11 protein-coding genes are annotated in these 10984 nt (G+C 74.5%); 5 read left to right on the top strand and 6 right to left on the bottom strand.

Going from position 1 to position 10984, the window contains the following annotated elements:
• Positions 1-12: 12 nt before the first annotated feature.
• Entirely contained in the window at positions 13-942 is a 930-nt protein-coding gene (cysK, locus tag ACI6QG_RS13975) for a cysteine synthase A (protein WP_407025186.1), read from the bottom strand.
• Between the two features lie 134 nt (positions 943-1076).
• On the opposite strand from cysK, the gene ACI6QG_RS13970 reads away from it, so the two are divergent.
• The 5 genes from ACI6QG_RS13970 (at position 1077) to ACI6QG_RS13950 (ending at position 4139) form a co-directional block, all read left to right on the top strand.
• A complete protein-coding gene (locus ACI6QG_RS13970; RefSeq protein WP_407025185.1) occupies positions 1077-1520 on the top strand; it encodes an RrF2 family transcriptional regulator in 444 nt (147 codons plus the stop codon).
• Between the two features lie 8 nt (positions 1521-1528).
• Positions 1529-2083 carry a RecX family transcriptional regulator gene (locus ACI6QG_RS13965; RefSeq protein ID WP_407025184.1) on the top strand — a complete coding sequence of 185 codons (555 nt, stop codon included), beginning with the start codon at positions 1529-1531 and terminating at the stop codon, positions 2081-2083.
• Positions 2080-2781 (top strand): AzlC family ABC transporter permease, encoded by a 702-nt coding sequence (locus tag ACI6QG_RS13960; RefSeq protein WP_407025183.1) that lies wholly within the window; start codon positions 2080-2082, stop codon positions 2779-2781. Before ACI6QG_RS13965 ends, ACI6QG_RS13960 begins: the two co-directional genes overlap by 4 nt.
• Positions 2778-3080, top strand: a complete 303-nt coding sequence (locus tag ACI6QG_RS13955; protein WP_407025182.1) for an AzlD family protein — start codon at positions 2778-2780, stop codon at positions 3078-3080. Before ACI6QG_RS13960 ends, ACI6QG_RS13955 begins: the two co-directional genes overlap by 4 nt.
• A gap of 81 nt (positions 3081-3161) precedes the next feature.
• Positions 3162-4139, top strand: coding sequence for an NAD(P)-dependent oxidoreductase (locus tag ACI6QG_RS13950; RefSeq protein WP_407025181.1), 978 nt, complete (start codon positions 3162-3164; stop codon positions 4137-4139).
• On the opposite strand, the gene ACI6QG_RS13945 is transcribed toward ACI6QG_RS13950, so the two are convergent.
• The 5 genes from ACI6QG_RS13945 to ACI6QG_RS13925 all read right to left on the bottom strand — a co-directional run bounded on the left by ACI6QG_RS13945 (position 4106) and on the right by ACI6QG_RS13925 (position 10919).
• The gene (locus ACI6QG_RS13945) at positions 4106-4885 is read right to left on the bottom strand and encodes an ABC transporter substrate-binding protein (protein ID WP_407025180.1); all 780 of its coding nucleotides are present in this window, start codon (positions 4883-4885) and stop codon (positions 4106-4108) included. The genes ACI6QG_RS13950 and ACI6QG_RS13945 overlap by 34 nt on opposite strands.
• Positions 4882-5862: a Bug family tripartite tricarboxylate transporter substrate binding protein gene (locus tag ACI6QG_RS13940; RefSeq protein ID WP_407025179.1), complete on the bottom strand. Its 981-nt coding sequence runs from the start codon at positions 5860-5862 to the stop codon at positions 4882-4884. Before ACI6QG_RS13940 ends, ACI6QG_RS13945 begins: the two co-directional genes overlap by 4 nt.
• A gap of 76 nt (positions 5863-5938) precedes the next feature.
• Positions 5939-7339 carry an NAD(P)H-dependent flavin oxidoreductase gene (locus tag ACI6QG_RS13935; protein ID WP_407025178.1) on the bottom strand — a complete coding sequence of 467 codons (1401 nt, stop codon included), beginning with the start codon at positions 7337-7339 and terminating at the stop codon, positions 5939-5941.
• A 98-nt stretch (positions 7340-7437) separates the two neighbouring features.
• Positions 7438-9645 carry a polyribonucleotide nucleotidyltransferase gene (pnp, locus tag ACI6QG_RS13930; protein ID WP_407025177.1) on the bottom strand — a complete coding sequence of 736 codons (2208 nt, stop codon included), beginning with the start codon at positions 9643-9645 and terminating at the stop codon, positions 7438-7440.
• A 284-nt stretch (positions 9646-9929) separates the two neighbouring features.
• Complete coding sequence (locus tag ACI6QG_RS13925) at positions 9930-10919, bottom strand: Bug family tripartite tricarboxylate transporter substrate binding protein (RefSeq protein WP_407025176.1); 990 nt, start codon at positions 10917-10919, stop codon at positions 9930-9932.
• Positions 10920-10984 lie beyond the last annotated feature (65 nt).

Genomic DNA, 10984 nt, shown 5'->3' with positions numbered 1-10984 from the left:
ACGGATGGGACGTCAGATGCCCTCGAACAGCTCCGTCGAGAGGTAGCGTTCGGCGTAGGAGGCGGCGATGCCGACCACCAGCTTCCCCGCCATCGCCGGCTCGCGCGCCAGCTCCAGCATGGCGTGCAGCACCGCGCCGGAGGAGATGCCGACCGCCAGCCCCTCCGCCCGCGCCGCCAGACGGGCGGCGGCGAAGGACTCGCGCTCGGCCACCCGGCGCACGCCGTCCAGCCGCTCCAGCTCCAGCACCGCCGGGCGGAAGCCGGCGCCGATGCCCTGGATGCGGTGCGGCCCCGGGTCGTCGCCGTTCAGCACGGCGGATTCCGCGGGCTCCACCCCGATGACGCGCAGCCCGGCCTTGCGGGGCTTCAGGGCGCGGGCGATGCCGGTCAGGGTGCCGCCGGTGCCGATGCCGCCCACCACCGCGTCCACCGCGCCCGCCGTGTCGGCCCAGATTTCCTCCGCCGTGGTGCATTCGTGCACCGCCGGGTTGGCGGCGTTGTCGAATTGCCGGGCCATCCAGGCGCCCTCCGTGCGCGCCACGATCTCCTCGGCGCGCGCGATGGCGCCGCCCATGCCCTTGCGCGCCGGCGTCAGCTCCAGCTCCGCGCCCAGCAGCTTCAGCATCTTGCGCCGCTCCACGCTGGCGCCGTCGGGCATCACCACCAGCAGGCGGTAGCCCTTGGCCGCCGCCGCCACCGCCAGGGCGATGCCGGTGTTGCCCGAGGTCGGCTCCACCAGCACGGAGCGCTCCGGGGCGATCTCGCCCGCCGCCTCGGCGGCCAGGATCATCGCCAGGCCGATGCGGTCCTTCACCGAGCCGCCGGGATTCATCCATTCCAGCTTCAGGGCCAGCCGCGCCGCCACCCCCTCGCGCGCCATCAGCCGCGGCAGCAGCACCAGCGGCGTGCGGCCGATGGTGTCCAGCACGGAGGTGCGCATTCCCCCACCGCCGGGATTGGACATGTCAGTTGCCATACCACGCTCCATGGCCGTAATTTTGGGGCGCGGCGGTGGGAAATGTCCAGCGCCCACCCCATTTTCCGTTCCGTCACCGCGTTGAGGTCGCCCCCGTCATGCTGCTGCGCCAGGACCGTGCCCTGCTCGCCCTCGACATCGTGCTGGACGTCGCCTTCCACGCCGGGCGGGGCAGCGAGGTGACCGGCGCGGCCGAGATCGCCGGGCGGCTGGACGCGGCGCGGCGCGGCATCGAGCCGCTGCTGCAGGCGCTGGTGCGCGCCGGCATCCTGGACAGCCTGCGCGGCCCCAAGGGCGGCTACCGCATGGCCCGCGCCCCGCGCGAGGTGAAGCTGGCCGAGGTGCTGGACGCCGTGACGGACGACGAGGTGCCCCTGCCCGCCGGCAAGCTGGCTGCCGCCGTGACGGCGCCGCTGTGGCGGGAGCTGGACGCCGGGCTGACCGACCGGCTGAGCGCGCTGTCGGTGGAGGAGCTGCTGAAGCGCGCCGCCGCCGCCGGGCTGCGCCGCCCGGTGACGGAGCCGCTGCACTTCGTCATCTGACGCCCGCCATGCCCCGCATCGACGACGCCGCGCTGCACGAGGCCGCCCTGGCCCACCTGGCGCGCTTCAGCGCCACCGAGGCCGGGCTGCGCCGCGTGCTGAGCAACCGCATCCGCCGCTGGGCCCGCGCCGCCGGGCAGGCCGGCCAGGACCCCGAGGCCATCGCCGCCGAGGTGGCGCGCGCCACCGCCGCCGCCGCCGCGGTCGCCGCGCGCATGGTGCGGGCCGGCGCGGTGGACGACGCCGCCTTCGCCGCCGCCCGCGCCCGCCGGCTGCGCGGCGCCGGGCGCTCCGGCCGTGCCACCCTGGCCCACCTAGCGCAGAAGGGCGTGGCGGCGGAACTGGCGGCGGCGGCCCTGCAGGGCGAGGAGGTGCCGGACGAGTTCCACGCTTGCCTGGTGGCCTGCCGGCGCCGCCGCATCGGCCCCTTCGCCGCCGCCGCGCCCGGGCCCGATACCCGCCGCAAGTGGCTGGGCACCCTGGCCCGCGCCGGCTTCGGCGGCGAGGTGGCGCGCCGTGCCCTGGACACCCCCCGCGCCGAGGCGGAGGCCCGGCTGGCATGAGCGGGCCGGTGGTGTTCACCCGGCACGGCTTCCGGCGCGGGGCGCGGGCGGGGCTGGCGCTGGCCCCGGCCATGCTGCCCTTCGCGCTGGTGGTGGGGGTGGCGGCCGCCGGCAAGGGCCTGTCCCTGCTGGAAACCGCGCTGATGAGCCTGCTGGTCTTCGCCGGCACCTCGCAGGTGGTGGCGCTGGAATTGTGGAGCGACCCCGCCCCCATCCTGGGCGCCACCCTGGCGGCGCTGGTGGTGAACCTGCGGCTGGCGCCGATGGGCGCGGCCCTGGCGCCCTGGCTGGACCGGCTGCGCGGCTGGCGCCTGTGGGGCACCCTGGCCACCCTGGTGGACAACAGCTTCGCCGTCTCGGTGGCGGACCAGCGGGCGGGCGGGCGCGACGCCGCGCTGCTGGCGGGCATGGGCGTCACGCTCTGGGTGGTCTGGGCCGCCTGCACGGTGGCGGGGCACGCCCTGGCCGGGCTGGTGCGGCTGCCCCCCGGGCACCCGGTGTTCTTCGCCGCCCTGGCCTCCGTGCTGGCCATCACCGTGCCGCTGTGGCGCGGGGCGCGCAGCGACCTGTGGCCCTGGGCGGTGGCGGGGGCGGCGGCGCTGCTGGCCCACGCCGCCGGGCTGGGCGCCCCCTGGCCGGTGCTGGCGGGCGCGCTGTGCGGCGCGGCGCTGGGCGCGTGGCGGGACACCCGGGCGTGACCCTGCGGTGGGACGTGCTCCTGGCCATCCTGGGCATGGCCCTGGCCACCTACGCGCTGCGCGCCGGCGGCTACGCCCTGCTGCGCGCCACCCGGCCGGGCCCCTTCGTGCAGGCCATGCTGCAGCACATGCCCGGCTGCATCTTCGTGGCCTTCGCCCTGCCGCCGGTGGTGCAGGGCGGCCCCTGGCACTGGCTGGCCGCCGGCGTCACCGTGGCGGTGATGGCGCGCACGCGCTCCTACCTCGCGGCCATCGCCGCCGGGGTGGGGGCGCTCTGGGCGCTGGCGGTGCTGGCGTAGGGCGCGGTGCGCGGCCATCGCCCCCCAGGCGGGGCCGGGGCGTGATTCCGCCGCGCGCCATCCCGGTCTAGCCTGCTTCCCATGCCCCCCGAAGTGCTGATGCGCAGCGATTCCCCCGCCTACGCCACCCTGCTGCGCGAGGCGGGGCTGACGGTGGCCGACGGCTTCTCCCGGCCCATCGCCGCGCTGCCGGCCGCGCTGCGCGAGCGCCAGCGCATCCTGGTCACCTCCGGCCTGGCCGGCGCGACGGCGGAGGAGATGGCGCTGCTGCCGGCCCTGGGGATGGTGGCCTGCCTGGGCACCGGCTTCGACCGCGTGGACGTGGCCGCCGCCACCGCGCGCGGCATCGTGGTGACGCACGGCGCCGGCGCCAACGCCACCGCGGTGGCCGACCACGCCATGGCCCTGCTGCTGGCCGCCCTGCGCGACCTGCCGCGGGTCCATGCGCTGACGCGGGCGGGCCACTGGCGGCAGGGCGTGGGGCCGCGCCCCATCCCCTCCGGTAAGCGGCTGGGCATCCTGGGCATGGGCGCCATCGGCGAGCGCGTCGCCCGCCGCGCCCTGGGCTTCGAGATGGAGGTGCTCTACCACGCCCGCACCCCGCGGCCGCACCTGCCGTTCCGCCACCTGCCCACCCCGCTGGCCCTGGCGCAGGCCAGCGACCACCTGGTGGTGGCGCTGCCCGGCGGCCCGGCCACCCGGCACCTGGTGGGCGCGGCGGTGCTGGCGGCGCTGGGCCCGCAGGGGGTGGTGGTGAATGTCGGCCGCGGCAGCGTGCTGGACACCGCGGCGCTGCTGGCGGCGCTGGAAGCCGGCGCCCTGCTCGGCGCCGCGCTGGACGTGTTCGAGGAGGAGCCGGACATCCCCGCCGCCCTGCGCGCGCGCGAGGACGTGGTGATGACGCCGCACATGGCCGCCTGGGCGCCCGAGGCGCGGCAGGCCAGCGTGGCCCTGCTGCTGGACGCCATCGCGCGCTTCGGGCGCGGCGAGCCGGTGCTGAACGCGGTGCCCGGCGCGCTGGCGGTTCAGCCCGGCGGCGCCACCGCGGCGTCGGCCTGACCGCTCTCGGCCAGGGCGCGGGCCACCAGCCCGCTGGCCTTGGCCTCCTCCACGAAGGCGCGCAGCCAGGGCAGCGCCGCCTCCCGCCCCCCGGGGATGCCCACCGCCTGCTCGATGGCCATGAAGCGGCCGGGCAGCACCCGCAGGCCCGGGTTGGCCGCCGCGTGGGCCACCAGCGGCTGGCGCACGTTGGCCGCCACCTCCAGCCCCTCGGCCATGAACTGCGCCACCGAGGCCGGCGAGGTCGGGGCGCGGATGATGGTGGCGTGGCGCAGCTCGCGCGTCAGGAACAGGTCATAGGCGCTGCCGCGGCCCACCGCCACGCGCACGCCGGGGCGGTCCACCTCCTCGTTGCGGGTGATGGGGCTGTCCTGGCGCACCATGTAGGCGCCCTCGATGACGACGTAGGGCGCGGTGAACAGGATGCCCTGGGCGCGCTGCGGGTCCACCGCCAGGAAGCACAGGTCCCACTCGCCGCGCGCCCCGGCCTCCGTCACCCGCCCGGCGGCGTCGAAGGGCACGTGGCGCAGCGGCAGGCCCAGGCGGCGCGCCACCTCGGCGGCCAGCACGGCGGACACGCCGCGCGGCGCGCCGTCCGGCCCGCGCTGGGCCAGCACCGGGTTGCCGAAGTTGATGGCCGCGCGCAGCGTGCCCGAGGGGGCGATGGCCGCGGCCACCGCGGCGTCGGCGCGGGCGGTGGCCGGCAGCAGCGCGGCGGCGGCCAGCAGGGGGCGGCGCGGCGTCACGACACGCTGATGCGCGAGTCGCGGATGACCTGCGTCCACTTCGCCGTCTCGGCGCGCAGCCATTCCGCCGCCGCCTCCGGCCCGCCGCCGGAGCGCGGCTGCATGGCCAGGTCCTCCAGGCGGCGGCGCATCCGCTCCTCGCCCACCGCGGCGTTCACCGCGGCGTTGAGGCGCGCCACCACCTCCGGCGGCGTCGCGGCGGGCGAGAGCACCATGTGCCAGGTGTAGGCCTCGTAGCCGGGCAGCCCGGCCTCGGCGAAGGTCGGCACCTCGGGCAGCTGGGCCATGCGGCGCTCGCCCGTCACCGCGAAGCCGCGGGTGGTGCCGCGCTGGGTGGGGGCGATGCCGTCGGAGGCGACGTTGAGGATCATCGCCAGCCGCCCGCTCAGCAGGTCCGGCATGGCGGGGGCGGAGCCGCGGTAAGGGATGTGGTTCACCCGCAGGTTGCCCGCCTGGTGCAGGAACAGCTCGGTCGCCAGGTGCACCGCCCCGCCCTGGCCGGAGGAGCCGTAGTCGAAGCGCCCCGGGTTGTCGCGGAACAGCGCCACCAGCCCGCGCAGGTCGCGCGCCGGGACGTCGTTGTTCACCATCATCAGCATGGGAATCAGCCCGACCAGCGCGGTGGGGCGGAAATCCGCCACCGGGTCGAAGGGCAGCGTGGCGAAGAGCGGGCGCAGCACCGCGTGGGCGATGGTGGAATACAGGAAGGTGTGGCCGTCGCGCGCGCTGGCCACTGCCTCGGTGCCCACCACCACGCCGGCGCCGGTGCGGTTCTCCACCACCACGCGCTGGGGAAGCTGGGCGGACAGCGCCTCGGCCACCAGCCGGGCGGCCACGTCGGTCGGCCCGCCGGCGGCGAAGGGGCAGACCAGGCGCAGCGGCTGGGAGGGCCAGGCGGGCTGCGCCAGGGCGGGCCGCGCCAGCGGCGGCAGCGCGAGGGCGGGCAGCAGCAGCGCCGCGCGGCGGGTGGTGGTCATCCGGTTCCTCCCTTGCCGCGCCGTTCGCGCGGCGGGGGCCATGATGGCCGCCGCCGCGCGTGCGTGGGAAGGGGTTTCAGCGCCCCGTCATGATGCGCTCGACCAGCTGCCGCACCGTCGGCACGAAGCCGTTGGAGTAGAAGGGGTCGGAGCCGAAGCGGTAGGCGTTGTGCCCGGCGAACATCAGGTTGTCCTCCAGGCTGCCGTCATGCGCGATGTCCTGCAGCGTCTTCTGGATGCAGAAGGAGCGCGGGTCGGCCTTCTTGCCGTTGTCGTAGTCCGGCCCGTGCTGCGACCAGTTGGAGAAGCGGCACTGGCTCAGGCAGCCCATGCAGGCCACCTGGTCATGCAGGATCTCGCGCGACTTCTCGGGCGTGACGAAGATCAGCGTGCTGTCGGGGGTGCGCATCGCCTCGGTGAAGCCGGCCGCGGTCCAGGCCTGGGCGCGGTCGCGGTCGGCCGGGGCCAGCCAGACCAGGCGCTTGCGCGGGCCGATGCCGAATTCCGCCGCGTGCTCGCCCACCGGCTCGGTGCTGAAGGCCACCTGCCGCTCCGAGCGCGCCTCCAGCTCGGCCAGGAAGTCGTTCTTGACGGCGCTGCTGTAGAAGCCGGTGGGCGAGAAGGGCTGCAGCAGCACGTCGCCGGGCTTCAGCTCGCACAGGCGCTTCTTCCAGGCGTCGCTGATGGGCGACTCCTGCGTCAGCAGCGGGCGGGTGCCGAACTGGAAGGCCACCGGCCCCAGCTCGGGGTTGTCCAGCCAGTCCTCCCACTCCTCCAGCCACCAGACGCCGCCGGCCATGATGATCGGCGTCTCGTCCAGGCCGAAGGCGCGCATCTGCTCGCGCAGCTTGCGCACGCGCTCGTAGGGGGCCTCGGGCTTGCGCGGGTCCTCGCTGTTGCTCAGGCCGTTGTGGCCGCCGGCCAGCCAGGGGTCCTCGTAGACCACGCCGCCCAGCCACTCGCTCACCTTGCCGTAGGAGCGCTTCCACAGCGCGGAGAAGGCGCGGGCGGAGGAGACGATGGGATAGTAGTGCACGCCGAAGTCGCGCGCGATCTCGGCCAGCTTGTAGGGCATGCCGGCGCCGCAGGTGATGCCGTTCACCAAGCCCTTGGCGCCTTCCAGGACGCCGCGGATCACCCGCTCGGCCCCGCCCATCTCCCACAGGATGTTGGCGTGGATGCGCGCGTTGGCGCCGCCCACCTCGCGCGCCTCGCGCGCCTGGGCGATGCCGCCGGCGATGCCGTAGGCCACCAGCTCCTCGTGCCGGTCGCGGCGGGTCTTGCCGTGATAGACCTGCCGGATGGTGCGCCCCTCGGCGTCGTAGCTGTCGGCGTTGACGGCGGAGAAGGTGCCCACCCCGCCCGCGGCCGCCCAGGCCCCCGCGGTGAGGCCGTTGGAGACGGCGACGCCCTTGCCCCCTTCCACCAGGGGCAGAACCTCCACCCCGCCCATGCGGATCGCGTTGATGGCCTTCACGGCAGCAGCCTTGCTATGCGGATTGTTTCTGGATGTGTCGCTAACACGGAAAGGGCCGACCCCGCGAGTCGGGATCGGCCCTCATGGCGCGCGGGAGGTCAGTCGTCCCGGCGGGGGCGGCGCGGGCCGCGGTCGTCGCGCTCGCGGCGGGGGCGGTCCTCGCCCTCGCCCTGCTCGCGCGGGCGGCGCTCGCCGACCTGCTCGGTGATGTCGGCGCCGGTCTGCTGGTCCACCACGCGCATGGACAGCTTCACCTTGCCGCGGTCGTCGAAGCCGATGACCTTAACCTTCACCGCGTCGCCCTCCTTCACCACGTCGGTGGTGCGGTTGACGCGCTCGTTGGCCAGCTCGCTGATGTGGACCAGCCCGTCCTTGGCGCCCAGGAAGTTGACGAAGGCGCCGAACTCGGCGGTCTTCACCACCTTGCCGGTGTAGATCACGCCCACCTCGGGCTCGGCCACGATGCCGCGGATCTTGTCGATGGCGGCCTGGGTGGCCTCCTGCGACGTCGCCGCGATCTTGATGGTGCCGTCATCCTCGATGTCGATCTTGGTGCCGGTCTGCTCGACGATCTCGCGGATCACCTTGCCGCCGGTGCCGATCACCTCGCGGATCTTGTCCTTGGGGACGTTGATCACGGTGATCTTCGGCGCGGTGGCCGCCATCTCGCCGCGCGCGCCCGACAGCGCCTTGGCCATCTCGCCCAGGATGTGGATGCGCCCGTCCTTCGCCTGGCCCAGCGCGGTGCGCATGATGTCGAAGGTGATGGAGGTGATCTTGATGTCCATCTGCAGGGCGGTGATGCCCTGCTCGGTGCCGGCCACCTTGAAGTCCATGTCGCCGAGGTGGTCCTCGTCGCCCAGGATGTCGCTCAGCACGGCGAAGCCCTTGTCCTCCTTGATGAGGCCCATGGCAATGCCGGCCACCGGGCGCAGCAGCGGGCAGCCCGCATCCATCAGCGACAGCGAGGTGCCGCAGACGGTGGCCATGGAGGAGGAGCCGTTGGACTCCGTGATCTCGCTCACCACGCGCAGCGTGTAGGGGAACTTCTCCTTCTCCGGCAGCACGGGCCGGATGGCGCGCCAGGCGAGCTTGCCGTGGCCGATCTCGCGCCGGCCGGGCGAGCCCATGCGCCCCGTCTCGTTCACCGAGTAGGGGGGGAAGTTGTAGTGCAGCATGAACCGCTCGCGGTACTCGCCCACCAGCTGGTCGATGATCTGCTCGTCCTGGCCGGTGCCCAGGGTGGCGACGCACAGCGCCTGCGTCTCGCCGCGGGTGAACAGCGCCGAGCCGTGGGCGCGCGGCAGGATGCCGACCTCGCTGAGGATGGGGCGGACGGTCTTGGTGTCGCGCCCATCAATGCGCAGGCCGGTGTCGAGGATGGAGTTGCGGACCACGTCCGCCTCCAGCTCCTTCATCATGCCCTTGGCGGCGGCGACGTCGAGGCCCTCGGCCTCCAGCTGCGCCAGCACGGCCTTCTTGGCCTCGCCCACCTTGCCCTGGCGGAGCAGCTTCTGCGTCTCCTTGTAGGCCTCGGCCATCGGCGCGGTGCCGATCTCGGCGATGCGGGCCTTCAGCGTGGCCAGCGCCGGGTCGGCCTCGGCCAGCGTCCAGGGCTCCTTCGCCGCGACCTCGGCCAGGGCGATGATGCCCTCGATCACCGGCTGGAAGCCCTGGTGGCCGAACTCCACCGCGCCGAGCATCACGTCCTCGCTCAGCTCCTGCGCCTCGGACTCCACCATCAGCACGCCCTCGGCGGTGCCGGCGACCACGAGGTCGAGCTGGGAGAGCTTGGTCTGCGCCAGGGTCGGGTTCAGCACGTACTGGCCGTCCACGTAGCCCACGCGGGCGCCGCCGATCGGGCCGAAGAACGGAATGCCCGACAGCGTCAGCGCCGCCGAGCAGCCGACCATGGCGACGATGTCGGGGTTGTTCTCGCCATCATGCGACAGCACGGTGGCGATGACCTGGACCTCGTTGCGGAAGCCCTCGGGGAACAGCGGACGGATGGGCCGGTCAATGAGGCGCGAGGTCAGCGTCTCGAACTCGGAGGGGCGCCCCTCGCGCTTGAAGAAGCCGCCGGGGATCTTGCCGGCCGCGAAGGCCTTCTCCTGGTAGTTGACCGTCAGCGGGAAGAAGTCCTGGCCCGGCTTGACGGAGCGGGCGCCGACCACGGTGCACAGCACGATGGTGTCGCCCAGGCGCGCCATCACGGCGCCGTCGGCCTGGCGCGCGACCTTGCCGGTCTCCAGCGTCAGGATCTGGCCGCCCCAGGGGATGTCCTTGCGGAAGTAGTTGTCGAACATGCGTCGTCCTTCATGGCCGGCGCGGCAGGGTGGCAGTCCGGGCGCGAAGCCGGGTCCCGGCGCGGGAGGCTCTCGGCGTCTCGGGGCGCATGGGGGGCCGGGCGATTGCGCGCCGCGGCGGGTGCCATGGGGCCGGAAACGCCGCCAGACCCGTTGCCGAAGGCATCGCTGGGGCTCTGACAACCCGCCACGCGGCGCGGTTGCGCCGGCCCGGGCGTCCCGGTCCGGCCGGGGCTATATGGCGCGGATGGGGGCCCAGGGGAAGGGGAAAGCGTGCGCGCCCCCTACAGCTGCAGGTCCATGCCGCGGGTGATCTCGATCCATTTCGCCTGCACGCGGGCGATGGTGCGGGCGAAATCCTCCGGGCCCAGCCAATCGGGGTCGGTGTCCATCTCCAGCAGGCGGCGGCGGATGGCGTCGCGCGCCATCACCTGGCGGAAGGCCTCGGCGTGGCGGGCCAGCACGGCGGGCGGCAGGCGGGCCGGGCCCAGCAGGCCGATGAAGCCGCTCCAGCCCCGGCCCACATCCACCCCCTGCTCGAAGAAGGTCGGGATGTCGCGCATGTTGGGGTGGCGGGCGTCGCCCAGCGCCGCCAGTCCGCGCAGCTTGCCGGTGGCCATGTGCTCGCGCACGGAGGTGAGGGAGTTGATGCCGCAATCCACCTCCCGCGCCAGGTAGGCCGTCACCATCGGCGCCTCGCCCCGGTAGGCCACGTGCGTCATGCCGAGGTCGAGCTGGTTGTTCATCGCCAGCGCGTAGACATGCGCGGTGGAGCCCGCGGCCCAGGAGCCCAGCATCAGCGCCTGCCCCGCCGCCCGGCGGGCGCGGGCGAAGGCGATGAAGTCCCCCAGGGTGCGGGGCGGGTGGTCGCCGCGCACGCAGAAGATCAGCGTGGTGTTGCCCATCTGGCCGATGGGCGTGAAGTCCCGGATCGGGTCGCAGGGGCTATTGCCCAGCACGATGGGGGACTGCACCAGCGGCGTGATGGTGAACAGCAGGGTGTGCCCGTCCGGCGCGGACTTGGCCACGGCGTCGGCGCCGATCATGCCCGCGGCGCCGGAGCGGTTCTCCACCACCACCGGCACCCGCAGCAGCTCGGCCAGGGGCTCGGCCAGCAGCCGGGCCCAGACGTCGGTGGCGCCGCCGGCCGGGAAGGGCACGATGACGCGGATGGGCCGGTCCGGCTGCCACTGGCCCACCCCGCCCCCCTGGGCGAGGGCCAGCGACGGCGCGGCGAGGCCGAGCGCCAGGACGGCGCGGCGGGGCGTGGACATGGGACCTCCCTGGTTGCGTTCTTGCCAGGGAGGCTAGCAGGGCGCCGGCGCGCCCGGCCAGGGGT

The organism is Sabulicella flocculans (assembly GCF_045449635.1).
Taxonomy (GTDB): Bacteria; Pseudomonadota; Alphaproteobacteria; order Acetobacterales; family Acetobacteraceae; genus Roseococcus.
The sequence above is the reverse complement of the archived record's forward strand: the minus strand, read 5'-3'. Positions and strand labels throughout refer to the sequence as shown.